The 17,677-nt window shown below is 65.7% G+C and carries 18 protein-coding genes; 12 read left to right on the forward strand and 6 right to left on the reverse strand.

Translation table 11 applies throughout. From position 1 onward, the window contains the following. Positions 1-2 precede the first annotated feature (2 nt). Positions 3-1,028 (reverse strand): acyl-CoA dehydrogenase family protein, encoded by a 1,026-nt coding sequence (locus tag AU185_RS23620; RefSeq protein WP_059101604.1) that lies wholly within the window; start codon positions 1,026-1,028, stop codon positions 3-5. 44 nt (positions 1,029-1,072) lie between these two features. Next, complete coding sequence (locus AU185_RS23625; RefSeq protein WP_059101605.1) at positions 1,073-2,332, reverse strand: cytochrome P450; 1,260 nt, start codon at positions 2,330-2,332, stop codon at positions 1,073-1,075. A gap of 121 nt (positions 2,333-2,453) precedes the next feature. On the opposite strand from AU185_RS23625, the gene AU185_RS23630 reads away from it, so the two are divergent. Continuing rightward, positions 2,454-3,617 (forward strand): steroid 3-ketoacyl-CoA thiolase, encoded by a 1,164-nt coding sequence (locus tag AU185_RS23630; protein WP_059101606.1) that lies wholly within the window; start codon positions 2,454-2,456, stop codon positions 3,615-3,617. An 82-nt stretch (positions 3,618-3,699) separates the two neighbouring features. Here AU185_RS23630 and AU185_RS23635 read toward each other — a convergent pair whose 3' ends face one another. Continuing rightward, positions 3,700-4,080, reverse strand: a complete 381-nt coding sequence (locus tag AU185_RS23635; protein WP_059101607.1) for a DUF8021 domain-containing protein — start codon at positions 4,078-4,080, stop codon at positions 3,700-3,702. Positions 4,081-4,103: 23 nt separating this feature from the next. Here AU185_RS23635 and AU185_RS23640 point away from each other — a divergent pair, with 23 nt between their 5' ends. Continuing rightward, on the forward strand, positions 4,104-4,559 hold the full coding sequence (locus AU185_RS23640; RefSeq protein WP_059101834.1) for a nitroreductase family deazaflavin-dependent oxidoreductase: 456 nt from the start codon (positions 4,104-4,106) through the stop codon (positions 4,557-4,559). On the opposite strand, the gene AU185_RS23645 is transcribed toward AU185_RS23640, so the two are convergent. Both AU185_RS23645 and AU185_RS23650 read right to left on the reverse strand, forming a co-directional pair. Further along, the gene (locus AU185_RS23645; protein WP_059101608.1) at positions 4,560-5,465 is read right to left on the reverse strand and encodes an SDR family oxidoreductase; all 906 of its coding nucleotides are present in this window, start codon (positions 5,463-5,465) and stop codon (positions 4,560-4,562) included. Positions 5,466-5,483: 18 nt separating this feature from the next. Further along, a complete protein-coding gene (locus tag AU185_RS23650; protein ID WP_059101609.1) occupies positions 5,484-6,257 on the reverse strand; it encodes an SDR family oxidoreductase in 774 nt (257 codons plus the stop codon). A 67-nt stretch (positions 6,258-6,324) separates the two neighbouring features. Here AU185_RS23650 and echA20 point away from each other — a divergent pair, with 67 nt between their 5' ends. From echA20 to ipdC, 4 genes are read left to right on the forward strand one after another with little or no spacing between them, the layout of a single operon-like run. After that, complete coding sequence (gene echA20 / locus AU185_RS23655) at positions 6,325-7,083, forward strand: (7aS)-7a-methyl-1,5-dioxo-2,3,5,6,7,7a-hexahydro-1H-indene-carboxyl-CoA hydrolase (RefSeq protein ID WP_059101610.1); 759 nt, start codon at positions 6,325-6,327, stop codon at positions 7,081-7,083. After that, a complete protein-coding gene (gene ipdA, locus AU185_RS23660; RefSeq protein ID WP_059101611.1) occupies positions 7,080-7,955 on the forward strand; it encodes a cholesterol ring-cleaving hydrolase subunit IpdA in 876 nt (291 codons plus the stop codon). Before echA20 ends, ipdA begins: the two co-directional genes overlap by 4 nt. After that, the gene (gene ipdB, locus AU185_RS23665) at positions 7,955-8,701 is read left to right on the forward strand and encodes a cholesterol ring-cleaving hydrolase subunit IpdB (protein ID WP_172800426.1); all 747 of its coding nucleotides are present in this window, start codon (positions 7,955-7,957) and stop codon (positions 8,699-8,701) included. The genes ipdA and ipdB overlap by 1 nt, the downstream gene beginning before the upstream one ends. Next, the gene (gene ipdC / locus AU185_RS23670) at positions 8,698-9,759 is read left to right on the forward strand and encodes a (3aS,4S,5R,7aS)-5-hydroxy-7a-methyl-1-oxo-octahydro-1H-indene-4-carboxyl-CoA dehydrogenase (protein ID WP_059101613.1); all 1,062 of its coding nucleotides are present in this window, start codon (positions 8,698-8,700) and stop codon (positions 9,757-9,759) included. Before ipdB ends, ipdC begins: the two co-directional genes overlap by 4 nt. A 9-nt stretch (positions 9,760-9,768) precedes the next feature. On the opposite strand, the gene AU185_RS23675 is transcribed toward ipdC, so the two are convergent. Next, positions 9,769-11,037 (reverse strand): PucR family transcriptional regulator, encoded by a 1,269-nt coding sequence (locus AU185_RS23675; protein WP_059101835.1) that lies wholly within the window; start codon positions 11,035-11,037, stop codon positions 9,769-9,771. A 202-nt stretch (positions 11,038-11,239) separates the two neighbouring features. Between AU185_RS23675 and AU185_RS25260 the strand changes: the two genes are divergently transcribed. The 6 genes from AU185_RS25260 (at position 11,240) to AU185_RS23700 (ending at position 17,650) form a co-directional block, all read left to right on the forward strand. After that, positions 11,240-11,389, forward strand: coding sequence for a hypothetical protein (locus tag AU185_RS25260; RefSeq protein WP_156425649.1), 150 nt, complete (start codon positions 11,240-11,242; stop codon positions 11,387-11,389). Between the two features lie 120 nt (positions 11,390-11,509). After that, positions 11,510-12,313 carry a lysophospholipid acyltransferase family protein gene (locus AU185_RS23680; RefSeq protein WP_059101614.1) on the forward strand — a complete coding sequence of 268 codons (804 nt, stop codon included), beginning with the start codon at positions 11,510-11,512 and terminating at the stop codon, positions 12,311-12,313. A gap of 246 nt (positions 12,314-12,559) precedes the next feature. Next, positions 12,560-13,843, forward strand: coding sequence for a cytochrome P450 (locus AU185_RS23685; protein WP_059101836.1), 1,284 nt, complete (start codon positions 12,560-12,562; stop codon positions 13,841-13,843). Next, complete coding sequence (locus AU185_RS23690; protein ID WP_082684059.1) at positions 13,840-14,838, forward strand: PDR/VanB family oxidoreductase; 999 nt, start codon at positions 13,840-13,842, stop codon at positions 14,836-14,838. Before AU185_RS23685 ends, AU185_RS23690 begins: the two co-directional genes overlap by 4 nt. Beyond that, on the forward strand, positions 14,835-15,878 hold the full coding sequence (locus AU185_RS23695) for a Rieske 2Fe-2S domain-containing protein (RefSeq protein ID WP_059101616.1): 1,044 nt from the start codon (positions 14,835-14,837) through the stop codon (positions 15,876-15,878). The genes AU185_RS23690 and AU185_RS23695 overlap by 4 nt, the downstream gene beginning before the upstream one ends. A gap of 35 nt (positions 15,879-15,913) precedes the next feature. Beyond that, a complete protein-coding gene (locus tag AU185_RS23700) occupies positions 15,914-17,650 on the forward strand; it encodes a GMC oxidoreductase (protein WP_059101617.1) in 1,737 nt (578 codons plus the stop codon). Positions 17,651-17,677: the final 27 nt, after the last annotated feature.

Raw genomic sequence — 17,677 nt, forward strand, 5'->3', positions numbered from 1 at the left:
TTTTAGCTCCCGTCGCCTCGCTCGCCCAGTGCGGCTCCCACCGTGTCGAGCCGGTGTGACGGACCCCCCACCAGGCGGGCGAGGTCCTTGATCGAGGAGTAGTAGCGGTCCATGGGATAGGCGATGTCCATACCCATTCCGCCGTGCAGGTGGTGACACAGCTGCATCACCGGCGGCGCTTGGGAGGCCAACCAGTAGCCAAGGACGTCGATGTCATCGTCAGCTTCGCGACCCTCCGAAAGCCGCCAGGTCACCGAGTTGGACACCAAAGTCAGTGTCCGAGAGGCGATGTAGACCTCGGCCAGCTGCGCGGCGACCGTCTGGAAGGTCGACAGCGGCTTGCCGAACTGCTCCCGGTTGGCCACGTAGTCGGCGGTCAGCCGCAGCGCACCCGCAACCAGACCGGATGCGAAGGCACCGATCGCGGCGAGGGCCAACTGGTTGATGCGGCGGGCGTCCGCGCCGTCGAGCACTCCGTCGACCGCCGCATCGGTGAACGTCACCGAGTACTCGTCGCCGTGGTTCGACGTCGGCGTCTTGGTCGCCGTCACACCGTCCGCCGTCGGGGATACCACGGCTACCCCGGTGTCGGCGGTCACGACGAGCCAGTCCGCTTGCTCCGCATAGGGAACCGCGACTTTGATGCCGTTGAGTCTGCCGTTGGCGAACGTCACCGCAGGCCGATCCGGCAGCGGCGCGCCGGGTTCGTTGAGCGCGGCCGAGAGCACGGCGCCTTTCGCCACCCCGGCGAGATAGCGGTCCTGTTGCTCCTCGGTGGCCGCGTCAAGGAGCGGCAGCAATCCGAGGCCCAACGTGGCCAGCGCGGGGCTGATGGTGCCGTGCCTGCCGATCTCGGTGAGCGCCGTGGACACCTCTGGCAGACCCACCCCGTCGCCGCCGAGGCGCTCTGGCACGGCCAGTGCGGTCACGCCGCCGGCGACCAGTGCGTCCCAAGTGTTGTCACGGCCGAGCACCGAGTTCACCACGTCGGCGACAGCCTGCTGCCCTTCGTCTGGACTGAAGTCCACCCGAATCCTCCTTGATACCGGGAAATTTGCCGCGGTGGCTAAACCTACTTCGTGACCGGACACTTACCGGTGTAATCCACCTGCCAGTGCTTGATGCCGTTGAGCCAACCGGACATCAGCCGCTCCGGCTCGCTGATCGGCTTGAGGTCGGGCATGTGGTCGGCGACCGCGTTGAAGATCAGGTTGATGGTCATCTTCGCCAGGTTCGCACCGATGCAGTAGTGGGCGCCGGTGCCGCCGAAGCCGACATGCGGGTTGGGATCGCGCAGGATGTCGAACTTGTGCGGGTCCTCGAACACCTCGTCGTCGAAATTAGCCGAGCGGTAGGACATCACGACCCGCTGGCCCTTCTTGATCTGCACGCCACCCAGCTCGACATCCTCCAGAGCGGTGCGCTGGAACGCCGACACCGGGGTGGCCCAGCGGACGATCTCGTCGGCCGCGGTCTCGGGCCGTTCCCGCTTGTAGAGCTCCCACTGCTCGGGGTTCTGCGAGAACGCGATCATGCCGTGGGTGATCGAGTTGCGGGTGGTCTCGTTGCCGGCGACCGCGAGCATCACCACGAAGAAGCCGAACTCGTCGTCGGAGAGCTTCTCCCCCTCGATGTCGGCCTCGATCAGCTTGGTGACGATGTCTTCGGTCGGGTTCTTGGCCCGCTCCTCGGCCATCTTCATCGCGTACTGGATCAACTCGAACGACGAGACCGCGGGATCGACATCGGCGTACTCCGGGTCTTCACCGGCGGTCATCTCGTTGGACCAGCGGAAGATCTTGTCGCGGTCGTCCTGCGGCACACCGAGCAGCTCGGCGATCGCCTGCAGCGGCAGTTCGCACGAGACCTGTTCGACGAAGTCGCCGGAGCCTTCGGCCGCGGCGGTCTGGGCGATCTTCTGCGCGCGCGCCCGCAGCTCGTCTTCGAGCCGTCCCACGGCGCGCGGCGTGAAGCCGCGCGAGATGATCTTGCGAAGACGGGTGTGCTGAGGCGCGTCCATGTTCAGCAGGACCGCCTTCTGCAGGTCGATCGCGTCACGCGTCATGTCCTGCGGCCACACCGGGATGGCACCGTCCGGCGAACTGCCGAAGACCTCGTTGCGCTTGGACACCTCTTTGACGTCGGCATGCTTGGTCACCAGCCAATAGCCCTTGTCGCCGAAGCCGCCCGTGCCACCGGGCACGTCGACCCAGTGAATCGGCTCGGACTTGCGTAGTTCGGCGAGTTCCTCGACCGGGAGACGCTCGAGGTTCAGGGTCGCGTCGAGGAAGTCGAAGTCAGGGCTGATCGGGCATGAGTTGGGGCCGGGCATAGGAAAGCACTCCTCAATTGCAACGTGTTCTAGTGCCAGTAAAACATGCCTTCTGCGCAGATGAAAGGCACGTAGTCAACGCCGCTTGTCAGAGTAATGAAACGTGTTCTAGCCTGACGGAATGGGTAACCCTGTCATCGTTGAAGCCACCCGCAGCCCGATCGGAAAGCGCAACGGCTGGCTGTCCGGCCTGCACGCCACCGAGTTGCTCGGCGCCACCCAGAAAGCTCTCGTCGAAAAGGCCGGAATCGATGCCGGCGACGTCGAGCAGGTCGTCGGTGGTTGCGTCACACAGTATGGCGAGCAGTCGAACAACATCACCCGGGTGAGCTGGCTGGTGGCCGGCCTGCCCGAACACGTCGGCGCGATGACGGTCGACTGCCAGTGCGGCAGCGGGCAACAGGCCAACGGGCTGATCGCGGGCCTCATCGCGGCGGGAGCCATCGACATCGGCATCGGCTGCGGCATCGAGGCGATGAGCCGTGTCGGGCTGGGCGCCAATGCCGGTCCCGACCGCAGCATCCTGCGGCCGGCCTCGTGGGACATCGACCTGCCCGACCAGTTCACCGCCGCCGAGCGGATCGCCAAGCGCCGCGGGATCACCCGCGAGGAGATCGACCAGTTCGGTTTCGAGTCGCAGCGCAAGGCCAAGCAGGCGTGGGCCGAGGGCCGCTTCGACCGGGAGATCAGCGGCATCGAGGCGCCCGTGCTCGACGAGCAGAAGCAGCCGACCAGCGAACGCCACATCGTCACCCGCGACCAGGGGCTGCGCGACACCACGCTCGAGGGTCTCGCCGGGCTGAAGCCGGTGCTCGAGGGCGGTATCCACACCGCGGGCACGTCTTCACAGATCTCCGACGGCGCCGCCGCGGTGTTGTGGATGGACGAAGACAAAGCGCGCGCACTGGGGTTGAAGCCGCGGGCGCGCATCGTCAGCCAGGCGCTGGTCGGCGCGGAGCCCTACTACCACCTCGACGGGCCGGTGCAGTCGACGGCGAAGGTGCTGGAAAAGGCCGGCATGAAAATGGGTGACATCGACATCGTCGAGATCAACGAGGCGTTCGCCTCGGTGGTGCTGTCCTGGGCGCGGGTGCACGAGCCGGACATGGACCGCGTGAACGTCAACGGCGGCGCGATCGCGCTCGGCCATCCCGTCGGCAGCACCGGCAGCCGGCTGATCACCACCGCGCTGCACGAATTGGAGCGCACCGACAAGAGCACCGCGCTGATCACGATGTGTGCCGGCGGCGCGCTATCCACCGGCACGATCATCGAGCGGATCTAACCGCGCCGCTTTGTCTCACGAGCAGACGCGAAGTGCCCCGAAATCGCCGCGATCAGAGGCATTTTGCGTCTGGTCGCCCCGCCTACTCGCGCCTGACCGTCGGGCTGAAGCGCGCCCGGATGTGGTGAATCCTGCCGTCCGAGGCGGGAATCAAGAACGTCTCGCGCACCGGGGCCACGACTCGGCGGCCGGCGAGCTTCGCCTTGGTGACGACCGTGAACGTTGCGTGCACGTGGTCGCCGTCGACGGTGAACTGGCGGTCCGTCGTCGCTTCGATGATTCGGTACTGCGGTCCCCGATTGAGGCTGCGCCGCAGGTGGTCGCCGGAGAAGCCGGTCTTGACGCCCTGCTCGATGCGCACGCAGTCGGGAGCGAATGGCACATCGTCGGCCCGATGGCTGGCGAGCGCGTCGATGTAGGCGTCGGCCGCCGCAATGCGGTCGGTGTCGGAAACTGTGTCCACCGACCGAGCATAGGATGACCGCCATGCCAAAATCGCGGCCCCGGTTCATGGACACCAAAGCCTCCGACTTCTTCATCAAGTGGATGTCGAAGATCAACACCTTCATGTACCGCCGCAACAACGGCGCGGGGCTCGGCGGCGAGTTCCAGGGCATCCCGGTGGCGCTGCTGACAACCACCGGCCGCAAGACCGGTGAACCGCGGGTGAGCCCGCTGTACTTCCACCGCGACGGCGACAAGGTGATCGTCGCCGCGTCCAAGGGCGGCAGCGACAAGCACCCGATGTGGTACCTGAACCTCAAGGCCAAACCGAAAGTCAAGGTGCAGATCAAAAGCGAGGTGCTCGACCTCACCGCGCGCGACGCCACCGAGGAGGAACGCGCGCGGTACTGGCCGCGGCTCGTGGAGATGTATCCGACCTACGAGGACTACCAGTCCTGGACCGACCGCCGGATCCCGTTGGTGGTCTGCGAGCCCTGATCAGGCGCCGTAGACGGGAACCGGCGTGCGCGCCTTGCCGAGCAGGTCGGCGACGACGGGCCCCAATTCGGCGGGATCCCACCGGGCGCCCTTGTCCAATTGCGGGCCGTGCGCCCAGCCCTCTGCGATCCGGATGATGCCGCCCTCGACCTCGAACATGCGGCCGGTGACGTCCTTCGACTCGACGCTGCCCAGCCAGACCACCAGCGGGGAGATGTTCTCCGGGGCCATCGCGTCGAAGTCCTGGTCCTGAGTGGCCATCATCTCGGCGAACACGGTCTCGGTCATCCGGGTTCGGGCCGAGGGCGCGATCGCGTTGACGGTGACGCCGTACCGGCCCATCTCGGCGGACGCGACCAGCGTCAGCGCCGCGATCCCCGCCTTGGCCGCACTGTAATTCGCTTGTCCCACACTGCCTTGCAGGCCGGCGCCCGAACTCGTATTGATGATCCGGGCGTCGACTGGATTGCCGGCTTTGGACTGTGCGCGCCAATACGCCGCGGCGTGCCGCATGGTGGCGAAGTGCCCCTTGAGGTGCACGGCGATGACGGCGTCGAACTCCTCTTCGCTGGTGTTGGCGAACATCCGGTCACGAACGATGCCTGCGTTGTTGACAAGGACGTCGAGCCCGCCGAACGTGTCGACAGCCGCCTGGATGAGGCCCTCGGCTTGAGCCCAGTCCGCGACATTGGCACCGTTGGCGACGGCTTCCCCTCCGGCCGCGGTGATCTCGTCGACGACGCTCTGCGCGGCGCTACCGCCCCCGGCGGGCGACCCGTCCAGGCCGACGCCGATGTCGTTGACCACCACGCGGGCGCCCTCGGCGGCGAACGCCAGCGCATGCGCGCGTCCGATGCCGCCACCCGATCCCGTCACGATGACCACACGGCCGTCGAGCAATCCCATATCTGTTGTCTCCCTTGGTTATTTGATGTCAGCAGTGGTGGTTGCCAGGTAATGGGGCGGCTCGCCGCCACCGTGGACTTCGAGCGATGCGCCGCTGATGTAGGAGGCCGCGTCGGAGGCCAGGAATGCGGCGGCCCACCCCACGTCGGCCGGTTCAGCGAGTCGGCCGAGGGGGACGTTGCGTGAGATCGCCGCGATCGAATCCGCGTCGCCGTAGAACAATTCGGACTGCTCGGTCTCGACCATGCCGACCACCACCGAGTTCACCCGGACCTTCGGTGCCCACTCGACGGCGAGGGTGGCGGTGATGCTTTCCATACCGGCTTTGGCCGCGCCATAGGGTGCGGTTCCCGGCGTGGGTCGGCGGCCACTGACGCTGGCGACGTTGACGATCGACCCGCCGTGCTCCTGCTTTTGCATCACCGCGTTCGCGTGCGTGGAGACCGACAACGGGCCCAGGAGGTTCAGTTCGACGATCTTCCTGCTGAACTTCGCCGATGCTTCGGCGGCGAGCACATAGGGCGACCCGCCCGCGTTGTTCACCACCACATCGAGGCGACCGTGCCGGTCGACGATGGTCTGGATCAGCGCGCCCACCGCGTCGTCGTCACGCACATCGCACGGGTGGAACTCGTAGGGCAGGCCCTCGACCGGTCGGCGGGCACAGGTCACCACGCGGGCACCCTGGTCGGCGAACACCGCACTGATCCCGGCGCCGACGCCGCGCACCCCGCCGGTCACCAGGACCACCCTGTCCTTGAGTCCGAGCTTTATGTCTTGCAGGTCGGTCACTGTGCTAGCGTACCAAGCAAGTGCTTGCTTTCCTACGCCGTCCCCCAGGAAGTAGTCGGGAGTTTCGATGACAATCGCTCATTCCATCACCGAACCGGGCATCGTCTCGGTCACCGTCGACTACCCCCCGGTCAATGCGATCCCCTCGCGCGGATGGTTCGAACTGGCCGACGCGATCACCGCAGCGGGGCGGGACCAGAGCACCCACGTCGTGATCCTGCGCGCCGAGGGTCGGGGTTTCAACGCCGGTGTCGACATCAAGGAGATGCAGAACACCGAAGGCTTCACCGCGCTGATCGACGCCAACCGCGGCTGCTATGAAGCGTTTCGCGCGGTCTACGAGTGCGCGGTGCCCGTCGTCGCCGCGGTGAACGGCTTCTGCGTCGGCGGCGGTATCGGCCTGGTCGGCAACGCGGACGTCATCGTCGCCTCCGACGACGCCACGTTCGGGCTGCCCGAGGTCGAACGCGGCGCGCTCGGCGCGGCCACCCACCTGTCGCGATTGGTGCCCCAGCACATGATGCGGCGACTGTTCTTCACCGCCGCCACCGTGGACGCGGCAACGCTGCACCACTTCGGTTCTGTGCATGAGGTGGTACCGCGCGCCGAACTCGACGAGGCCGCGTTGCGCGTCGCCCGAGACATCGCCGCCAAGGACACCCGGGTCATCCGTGCGGCCAAGGAGGCGCTGAACTTCATCGACGTGCAGCGGGTGAACTCGAGCTACCGCATGGAACAGGGCTTCACATTCGAGTTGAACCTCGCGGGGGTCTCCGACGAGCACCGCGATGCATTTGCCGGCACGTCCAAGGGGGAAAAGGCGTGACAGACAAGAGAACTACGGTCGACGACGCGGTCTCTTCGATTCGTAGCGGCATGACCATCGGCCTCGGCGGGTGGGGTTCGCGCCGCAAGCCGATGGCGTTCGTGCGGGCGCTGCTGCGTACCGACGTCACCGACCTGACCGTTGTCGCCTACGGCGGACCCGACCTCGGGCTGCTGTGCTCGGCGGGCAAGGTCAAGCGCGTCTACTACGGCTTCGTGTCGCTGGACTCGCCACCGTTCTACGACCCGTGGTTCGCCAAGGCCCGCACCAGCGGTGCGATCGAGGCGCGCGAGATGGACGAGGGCATGCTGCGGTGTGGCCTGCAGGCGGCGGCACAGCGGCTGCCGTTCCTGCCGATCCGAGCCGGGCTCGGCAGCGATGTGCGCGCGTTCTGGGGTGACGAGTTGAAAACCGTGACGTCGCCATACCCGACCGGTGACGCTTACGAAGAACTCATCGCGATGCCCGCGCTGGCCCTGGATGCCGCATTTGTGCACATGAATCTCGGTGACGCACAAGGTAATGCGGCCTACACCGGTATCGACCCCTACTTCGACGACCTGTACCTGATGGCCGCCGAGCGCCGGTTCCTGTCGGTCGAGCGCGTGGTCGCGACCGAGGAGCTGGTCAAGGCCGTGCCGCCGCAGGCGCTGCTGATCAACCGGATGATGGTCGACGCCGTCGTCGAGGCCCCCAACGGCGCGCACTTCACTACCGCCGAACCGGATTACCGCCGCGACGAGAAGTTCCAGCGGCACTACGCCGAGGCCGCGGGTTCCGACGAGTCGTGGCAGCAATTCGTCCAGACCTATCTGTCGGGTACCGAGGCCGATTACCAAGCGGCCGTGCGCAAGTTTGGAGAGAGCAAGTGATGTCGGTATCCCGTGCCGAAGTGTGCGCCGTCGCGTGCGCCGAACTCTTCCGCGACGCCGGCGAGACCATGGTCAGCCCGATGACGACCATGGTGTCGATCGGCGCCCGGTTGGCCCGCTTGACCTTCTCCCCCGACATCCTGCTGACCGACGGTGAGGCGCGCCTGCTCGCCGACACACCCGCCCTCGGCGCCGCAGGCGCGATCGAGGGGTGGATGCCCTTCGGCCGGGTCTTCGAGACGCTGGCGTGGGGTCGACGGCATGTGGTGATGGGCGCCAACCAGATTGACCGCTACGGTAATCAGAATCTCTCGGCGTTCGGACCGCTGCAGCAGCCGACTCGCCAGATGTTCGGGGTGCGCGGTGCGCCCGGCAACACCATCAACCACGCGACCAGCTACTGGGTCGGCAACCACTCGAAACGGGTGTTCGGCGACTCCGTCGACGTGGTTTCGGGCATCGGCTGGGACAAGGTCGATCCGGGCAACCCGGCCTACCGGTTCGTCAACGTCCACCGGGTGGTGACCAATCTCGGCGTGTTCGACTTCAACGGCCCCGAGCATCAGATGCGGGCGGTCTCGCTGCACCCCGGGGTTCAGGCCGAGCAGGTCGCCGAGAACACCTCGTTCGAGGTTCACGGACTGGGATCGGCGGAGGAGACTCGACTGCCCACCGAGAGCGAGCAGAAGCTGATCCGCGAAGTAATCGACCCGAAAGGTCTGCGGGACAAGGAAATACGGTCATGAGTAAGTTGCGCACACCGTTGACCGAGCTGGTCGGCATCGACCATCCGGTGGTCCAGACCGGCATGGGCTGGGTGGCGGGTGCGCGGCTGGTCTCGGCGACTTCCAATGCCGGCGGTCTGGGGATCCTGGCGTCGGCGACCATGACGCTGGAGGAACTGCAGACCGCGGTCACCAAGGTGAAGAGCGCGACCGACAAGCCGTTCGGCATCAACATCCGCGCGGACGCGGGCGACGCCGGCGAGCGCATCGACCTGCTGATCCGCGAGGGCGTCAAGGTCGCCTCGTTCGCGTTGGCGCCCAAGCCCGACCTGATCGCCAAGCTCAAAGAGGCCGGGGTCGTGGTGATTCCGTCGGTGGGCCTGGCCAAGCACGCCAAGAAAGTGGCGGGCTGGGGCGCCGACGCGGTGATCGTGCAGGGCGGCGAGGGTGGCGGCCACACCGGTCCGATCGCGACGACGCTGTTGCTGCCGTCGGTACTGGATGCGGTCGATATTCCCGTTGTGGCGGCCGGTGGCTTCTTCGACGGCCGCGGCCTTGCGGCGGCGTTGTCGTATGGCGCCGCGGGCGTCGCGATGGGCACCCGGTTCCTGTTGACGTCGGATTCGACGGTGCCGGACGCGGTCAAGCGGCGATACCTCGATTCGGGGCTGGACGGCACCGTCGTCTCGACCCGCGTCGACGGAATGCCGCACCGGGTGTTGCGCACCGGGCTGGTGGAAAAGCTCGAGAGCGGATCGCGACTGCGCGGGTTCTCCGCGGCGGTACGCAACGCCCAGAAGTTCAAGAAGATGTCGGGCATGACGTGGCGGTCGATGATCCGCGACGGCCTCGAGATGCGGCACGGCAAGGAGTTGACGTGGTCACAGGTCGTGATGGCGGCCAATACCCCGATGCTGTTGAAGGCCGGCCTGGTCGAGGGCAACACCGACGCGGGCGTACTCGCTTCTGGGCAGGTCGCGGGGATGTTGGACGATCTGCCGTCGTGTGCCGAGCTGATCGAGTCGATCGTGGCAGATGCGGTCAAGCAGCTGCAGGCGGCGGCCGCGTTGATCGACTGAGCCGCGGTCTCACCTCAGCACCGCAGCGCCGAACCAGTGGCTCAACAGCAAGGCGACCTCGACGTCCGATCGGTCGTCGGCTATCGGCTTACCGCGGCGCTCGATGGCGCGCTGGACGCGATACTTCACCGAGTTGAAATGCAGATGCAGTTCCTCGGCAGCAGTGGTGTAGCTGGACCCGGTCCGCATGTAGACCAGCAGCGTTTCCCGAAGCCGCTCATCACTTTCCGTGGGAGATGCCAGCGGGCCGAGGATGTCGCCGATCCACGCCGACGCTGCGTCGAGGTCGTTACCCAGCAGAGCCGCCACCGAAAGGCCCGGATCACTCGCCAGGGTGACGCGGCGTGAACCCGCACCGGCCGTGATTGCGACCCTGCGCGCATCTTGCGCCTGTTGATGTGAACGTCGGAAACCGTCGATACCCGGCAAGGGGTTCCCTGCTGCGATGCATGGGCCGCTGGTGTCGCCCGCCAGCTCTCGTAGACGCATCGGCGCCTTGACAGCCGCCTCCTGCGACAGTGACATCCAACCCCACCCGGTGACGCGATCCACCGCGATGAACAACGAATTGTCCTGAGCACCTACAGATTCGGCGACTGATCGGAAGGACGGTTCCAACGCCGCCGGTTCGGCGCCGTCATCGGACTCAGCACACCAGACGACGACGGCGAGGTGGATTCTCCTGAGCGAGTATCGGATCGCAGTAGTCATCGCGTCGACGTCGACATTGCCGCCGGCGAGTATCTCGCGGACCCGCGCGGTGCGCAGGCTGTTTCGGTTCTCCAGCCAACGCTCACGCTCTTCCTGGTAGGTGGCGATGACCCGCTGCGAGATCCAGTCGATGTATTCGAATGACGTCGCCGCCATTCGTTCGAAGACATCCAGGCTCAGGCGGGGGTCCAGGTCGGCGGCGCGAATCTCGTTGAGCACCGCCTCCAGCGCAGCCCGGTGACCCAGCCGGTAGGCACGCACGAGCGCGTCGGCGGAAATCTCGCGCTGGGACAACCGCCGGGCGTACTCGAGCGCCGCCGTCGGCGGCTCGACCTGAGTAACCGGAATTCCGTGCCGGATCGCCGCAAAGAATGTGTCGACGTTTCCCGAGACGGTCTCCCGCAGCAACTGGGTGAGTTGTGGGTCGCCCCCGAGCTCGGCGATCTCGGTGACCAGCAGTTGCTGGATCCGCCCGGTCACCTCGTCGAGCTTCGCGGACAGCCGGCCGACGATGAGGGCCGCATTCTTTCCGACAACTGCGTCGTCATCGGGTGGGGGATCCGCCATGAATAGACGGTAGTTCGGCGACGATGCGGCGGAGGGCGTTTGTCGGTAACAGACGAAGCCCTGCCAACACTTGGTCGGTTTTCGACGTTCACCGCAGAAGTCGGTCTCCGTAACGTTCACGACGAACGGAACGCCGGCGATCCAGCAAACAGTCGGCACCAAATCCCACATCGATTCCGCCCTGCGGAGAAATGAGCGAACCATGTCCTACCTCGCGCCCATCGTGATCTTCCTGTTGGTGCTTCTGCCGCTGTTGCTCCCGGCCTCGATCAGCGGGTTCCACGCCATTGCCGACGTCCGGCGGAAGCGTCGCGATCCTCGGCCCCGCCGCCTCGTCACCGAGTTCGCGTGATCGCGGAAGCTCCCGACATCCCACGAGGACGGACATCCGACCATGACATCGTCAACCCAACCCAGCACCGCAACCCTGCGGACCGTCAAAGCCCCACCGCGAACCGCATCCCAGTCCGCCATGGCTCCTGCGCGCAAGCCCAACGAGAAGTTCATGCGATACGTGCAGAATCCCGTCTGGAACTTCTTGTGCGACCATTACTTTCGCCTTGAGATCGACGGCTGGCACCGGATCCCCGACGAGCCGTCACTGCTGGTCGGTATTCACTCCGGCGGTTCGCTGACCATGGACGCGTGGACCTTGGTGCACTCGTTCTATCGGCACTTCGAGGGGCGCCGTGCCCTGCACGGCACCGCCCACGACGTGCTGATGTCCGCACCGCTGTTGGGCGACTACTTCAAGGCCGTCGGGGTGATCCGCGCATCGCGCGACGGCGTCACATCCGCGTTGGCGGCGGGCCACGACGTGATCGTCTGGCCCGGCGGCGAGCAGGACGCGATGCGCAACTGGCGACATCGCGACAAGGCAGTTCTGGCCGGACGCAAGGGCTTTGTACGCCAGGCCATTCGGTCGGGGGTGCCGATCGTTCCGGTGGCGACCGTCGGCGGCCACGACACCGTGTTCGTGCTCTCCGAGGGACGGTTCATCGCACGCTGGACGGGACTGGGCAAGCGCCTGCGCGGCGCGACCGCACCGATCATCGCGGGGTTCCCGTTTCCGCTCGCCGTCGAGATTCTGCCCACGCATCTGCCGCTGCCCGCGAAGATCCGGACGGAGTTGCTCGACCCGATACGAGTCGACCCGGACCCGGCACGCGCCGACGACACCGAATACGTCGACGCGATCTACGACGAGGTCGAACGTGCGATCCAGGCCGGCATGGATCGGCTGGCCAAGCGACGCAGCTTCCCGGTGCTGGGGTGAGCAAGCGATGGCCAGCCACGAGATCGGCGCCAAACCGAAAACAATTGCGGTAGACCAATTTTGGCGTGAAAAAGACCTACCGAAGGGTGGGCTTCGACGTTCGTCAGTTTACCCGCATCGATGCTGCCAAACCACCGAGACGGCGCATTCAGAGGCGCACACTGGCTATCGCGCAAACCGATCAGCCCGCATAATCCCGCCTGCGTAAATAAATCAGCCACTAGGTCAGCTAGCAAAGGAGTGACGATGACAATCGCGGATGTAACGAAGGTTGATTTGGACAGCGTCGACCTCGCCGATCCGGCGGTCTGGGACGACGGCGTGCCCTACGAACTGTTCAAGCGGATGCAGCGCGAGGCACCAGTGCATTTCAGTCCGCAGAACAATGCGCCGGGCGAAGGCGGCTTCTGGTCGATCACCCGCTTCGACGACGTCCGCGCCGTCAGCAGGGACCACAGAACCTTCTCGTCCGAGAAACGCGGCATCTTCCATCTCAACGACATCGCCGAAGGTGTTCCGCTGGACCTTCAGCGGCTGCAGCTGATCTCGATGGACCCGCCGCGCCACGACCGGCTCAAGGCGCTGGTCATCAAGGAATTCACCCCGGAGAAGATCGCCGAGCACGACGAGGACGTCAAGCAGATCATCAGCGATGTCCTCGACAGCGTCGCCGACAAAGAGCGGTTCGACTTGGTGGCCGACGTGGCGCGGCCCATCCCCGCGCGGGTGATCGGCTCGCTGCTCGGCACACCACCCGAAGACGACCAGAAGCTGGTGCATTGGACGAACGTCTTCACCGCGTTCGAGGACCCCGTCATCCGGGAGCAATGGAGTGACGCCGGCGCCGTCGTCGCCGAGATCATCGAGTACGTCAACCATCAGCTCGCGGAGCGCACCGACAGCGTGTCGGGCAACCTGGTCAACACCATGCTCACGGCCGAGGTGGAGGGCCAGAAGCTCACCGAGCTCGAGATCGCCACGTTCTTCGTGTTGCTGATGTCCGCGGGCAACGACTCCACCCGCGCCACCTACAGCGCCACGATGCTGGAGATACTGCGTAACCCCCAGCTTCGCGACCAGCTCCGCGAGAATCCGGACCTGATCGACGCCGCAGTCGAAGAAGGGCTGCGCTGCTATCCCGCGTTCGCCTTCATGGCCCGCGCGGCAACCAAAGACACCGAGCTGCATGGCAAGACGATCAAAGAGGGTGACCGTCTGTTGCTCTGGTACATCGCTTCGAACCGCGACGAGAGCGTCTTCGAGAATCCGGGCGAGTTCGACATCACCCGCGAGGGTCTCGCCGACAAGCATCAGGCCTTCGGTGGTCGCGGCAAGCACTTCTGCCTGGGCGCCAACCTCGCGCGTCTCGAGCTCAAGCTGTGGATCCAGCAGACCTTGGAACGCTTCCCGGATCTCGAATTGGACGGTGAGCCGACCCGGGTGCGAGCCCTGTTCCTCAACCAGTACAACTCGATTCCTGTGCGGAGGTCAGCGATGAGCGGCTTGCGCGAAGAGCAGAGGACATCGTGACGACGACCGAGACGGCCCGCGCCAGACCGGCCTACCGTGAGGTCGAAATCGATGTCGAGGTTCGTCGCCGTGAAGTAGCGGCCGACGGTGTCGTGACCCTGACGCTCGCCGACCCCAGCGGCGCGGACCTGCCGGACTGGGCGCCGGGCTCGCACATCGACCTGATCATGACGCCGTCGCTGGTGCGGCAGTACTCGCTGTGCGGCGATACGGCGAATCGCTCGGAGTGGCAGGTCGGCGTGCTGCTCGACCCGAACAGCCGTGGCGGGTCCCAATTCGTCCACGACAAGCTCCACGAGGGCAGCACGGTACGGGTTCGCGGCCCGCGCAACCACTTTCCGTTGGTGAGCGCCCCACGCTACCTGTTCATCGCGGGCGGGATCGGGGTCACGCCGTTGCTGCCGATGATCGGAGCGGCCGAAGCTACCGGCGCAGACTGGCGCCTGCTGTACGGCGGTCGGGAGCGATCGACGATGGCTTTCGTCGATGAGCTGGAACGCCACGGGCCGCGCGTCAGCATATGCGCTCGGGATGTTCAGGACGGACCGAACTTCAGGGCCAGCCTCGCGACGGCGCTGTCCGAGCCAGGCCAGGACACGCTCGTCTACTGCTGTGGGCCCGAGGGGTTGCTCGCCGCGGTCGAGGAGGCCTGTAACACCTGGCCCGAGAACAGCCTGCACATCGAACGTTTCTCGGCCAAGGCGGTGGAGGAACCGGCCGACGCGCTGGCGTCATTCGAAGTGGAGTGCCAGCGCTCGGGCGTGACTTTGACTGTGACGCAGGACAAATCGATCTACGAAGCATGCGACGAAGCCGGCGTCGACGTGCTGGGCTCCTGCATGGAAGGCGTGTGCGGGACCTGCGAATGCGACATGATCGAGGGCGAGGGCGATCACCGCGACTCCGTGCTCAACGACGCCGAGAAAGCAGCCAACGAAACGATCATGATCTGCGTTTCGCGCGCCCGTTCGGAGAGGTTGGTGCTGGACCTATGAGACCGAACTACCCATTCAATTGCTGGTATGTCGCCGCGACGAGCGACGAGGTCGGCCAGGATCTGTTCTCCCGCCGCCTGCTTGGCGTTCACGTCATGCTGTACCGCCTGGGCTCCGGTGGCGTCGTAGCCATGGAAGACCGATGCGCGCACCGAGCCTATCCGCTTTCGCTCGGCTGGCGAGACGGCGACCGGGTGGTCAGCGGCTACCACGGCATGGTCTACGAACCCGACGGCCGGCTGGTCCATGTCCCGTCCCAGGAGAACGTCCCGCCGGGTGTGCGGGTGCGGACCTACCCGGTCTACGAGGAGTCGCCCTTCATCTGGGTCTGGCTCGGCGATCCCGGAGCGGCCACACTGCGCCCACCGCCGCGGGTGCCGTGGTACGCCGACGGAACGGGTTGGGAAAGTACCACCGAGGTGCTGCGCGTAGAGGCCAACTACCTACTGCTACAGGAGCATTACCTCGACCTGACGGACGTGTTCGTGATGCACCCGGAGGCCGTTCCTCCGGATATCGAGAGGCTGCCCCAACTCGACGAGGTCGAGGTCTCCGAGCGGTCGGTCGCCTACTCCCGATCGTTGCCATCCAGCCGGATGGCGGCATGGGAGGCCGAGATCACCGGTCTCCCGGCGGCCACGACCGGAGCACGACACGAGGAGGGGATATTCGTCTCGCCCGCCCTCCATGTGCAGCGGTACGCCATCGAGCCAGAGGGAGACCGGTCCTACGACCTATTGCGGATTCAGGGATTCACTCCTGAATCCCCTGGCATCACCCACGTCTTCCTGCGGATGGCCCGCAACTTTGCCACCGACGACGGCAAAGTCGGCGAGTTCCTGCGGACGATGTTCCACGACTGGGCGATGCGGGATGCCGGTGTGCTCGAGACGATTCAGCGTCGGCTCGACGAGGACATCTATCCTCGTCGCGACATCAACGTGAAAGCCGACCGCGCCGCGATTCGGGCGCGCCGCATCGCCATGGAGATGGTCGACGAGGAGTCCGGCCGCTTCCTGCTGCACGGGTTGATGTCATGACTGCGCTACGTCGTGGGGACCGACAAGAGAATGCGATGTCCAACGAATTCGACTACGACGTAGTGGTTGTCGGGTCAGGCTTCGGCGGCAGCGTCACAGCGCTGCGGCTCACGGAAAAGGGCTACCGCGTAGGCGTCCTGGAGGCCGGTCGGCGCTTCACCGACGACCAATTCGCGAAAACCAGCTGGGACATCCGCAAGTTCCTGTGGGCGCCGAAGCTCGGCTGCTACGGCATCCAGCGGATTCATCTGCTGCGTGACTGCCTGATCCTGGCCGGCGCAGGTGTCGGTGGCGGCTCGCTGAACTACGCGAACACCTTGTACCAGCCCTCGGGTCCGTTCTACAACGACCCTCAATGGGCGCACATCACCGACTGGCAAGACGAACTGGCGCCGTACTACGACCAAGCCAAGCGCATGCTTGGAGTGGTTCTCAACCCGGACATGACCCCGGCCGACGAGATCATGAAAGCGGTCGCCGACGACATGGGCGTTGGCGACACGTTCGTGCGGACTCCCGTCGGCGTGTTCTTCGGCGAGCCTGGTGAGACCGTCGCCGACCCCTACTTCGGCGGCGCCGGACCGGCGCGCACCGGCTGCATCGAGTGCGGCGGATGCATGACGGGCTGCCGATACGGCGCGAAGAACACGTTGGTGAAGAACTATCTTGGCCTTGCCGAAAGTGCCGGGGCCACAGTGCATCCGCTGACCACTGTCACATCGCTGCGGCAAGCACCGGACGGCACGTGGCACGTCGGCACCGTGCGCACCGGCCGGGTGCTGCGCAAGAACCGCCGAACTTTCACCGCGCAGCACGTAGTCCTGGCCGCCGGCACGTGGGGCACACAGAACCTGCTTCACAAGATGAAGGACAACGGCACGCTGCCCCGGCTGTCGGACCGGCTCGGCGTGCTCACCCGGACCAATTCCGAGTCGATCCTCGGCGCCTCGAAGTACAAGGTCGACCCGGCACTTGACCTCACTCGCGGTGTGGCGATCACCTCCTCCATCCACCCCACCAGTGACACCCACATCGAATCGGTGCGGTACAGCAAGGGCTCGAATGCGATGGCCTTTCTGCAGACCCTGATGGTCGACGGTGGCGGCCGATGGCCACGGTGGGTGAAGTTTCTGGGCGCGGCCGCGAAGAATCCGGTTGCGCTGCTGCGCGTGCTGACGGTGAAGAACTGGAGCGAGCGCACCGTGATCACCCTCGTGATGCAGAACCTGGACAACTCCATCACCACGTTCACCAAGGGCGGACTGCGCGGGCGGCATTTGTCGAGCAAGCAGGGGCACGGCGAGCCCAATCCGACCTGGATCCCTGTCGGCAACGAGGCGACGCGCAGGATCGCCGAGAAGATTCACGGCGTGTCCGCGGGAAGCTGGGGAGAGCTGTTCAACATCCCGATGACCGCGCATTTCCTCGGCGGGTGCACCATCGGTTCCGATCCCGAGCGCGGTGTCATCGACGCATACCACCGCGTGTACGGCTATCCCACGCTCAGCGTGGTCGATGGCGCTGCGGTCTCGGCCAACCTGGGCGTCAATCCGTCGCTGACGATCACCGCGCAAGCCGAGCGTGCGGCCGCGATGTGGCCGAATAATGGTGAAGTCGATCAACGACCCGAGCAAAGCCAGGGTTATCGCCGGATACCGCCCGTCACCCCACACAACCCTGCTGTACCGGCGTCTGCCCCTGGCGCGTTGCGGCTTCCGCACGTCGAGATTCCTCAATTGAGAATCGCCGTCCCTGGAGAGACACGTCTGTAGCTTGCTAGAGCTATTTGCTTCATCCGT

This window comes from Mycobacterium sp. GA-0227b (assembly GCF_001499855.1).
GTDB lineage: Bacteria > Actinomycetota > Actinomycetes > Mycobacteriales > Mycobacteriaceae > Mycobacterium.

Coding starts and splice junctions, on each gene's coding strand:
- AU185_RS23625 (WP_059101605.1), bottom strand. CDS start 2,332: ATGCCCGGCCCCAACTCATGCCCGATCAGCCCTGACTTCGACTTCCTC.
- AU185_RS23630 (WP_059101606.1), top strand. CDS start 2,454: ATGGGTAACCCTGTCATCGTTGAAGCCACCCGCAGCCCGATCGGAAAG.
- AU185_RS23640 (WP_059101834.1), top strand. CDS start 4,104: ATGCCAAAATCGCGGCCCCGGTTCATGGACACCAAAGCCTCCGACTTC.
- AU185_RS23645 (WP_059101608.1), bottom strand. CDS start 5,465: ATGGGATTGCTCGACGGCCGTGTGGTCATCGTGACGGGATCGGGTGGC.
- echA20 (WP_059101610.1), top strand. CDS start 6,325: ATGACAATCGCTCATTCCATCACCGAACCGGGCATCGTCTCGGTCACC.
- ipdB (WP_172800426.1), top strand. CDS start 7,955: ATGTCGGTATCCCGTGCCGAAGTGTGCGCCGTCGCGTGCGCCGAACTC.
- ipdC (WP_059101613.1), top strand. CDS start 8,698: ATGAGTAAGTTGCGCACACCGTTGACCGAGCTGGTCGGCATCGACCAT.
- AU185_RS23675 (WP_059101835.1), bottom strand. CDS start 11,037: ATGGCGGATCCCCCACCCGATGACGACGCAGTTGTCGGAAAGAATGCG.
- AU185_RS25260 (WP_156425649.1), top strand. CDS start 11,240: ATGTCCTACCTCGCGCCCATCGTGATCTTCCTGTTGGTGCTTCTGCCG.
- AU185_RS23680 (WP_059101614.1), top strand. CDS start 11,510: ATGGCTCCTGCGCGCAAGCCCAACGAGAAGTTCATGCGATACGTGCAG.
- AU185_RS23685 (WP_059101836.1), top strand. CDS start 12,560: ATGACAATCGCGGATGTAACGAAGGTTGATTTGGACAGCGTCGACCTC.
- AU185_RS23695 (WP_059101616.1), top strand. CDS start 14,835: ATGAGACCGAACTACCCATTCAATTGCTGGTATGTCGCCGCGACGAGC.
- AU185_RS23700 (WP_059101617.1), top strand. CDS start 15,914: ATGTCCAACGAATTCGACTACGACGTAGTGGTTGTCGGGTCAGGCTTC.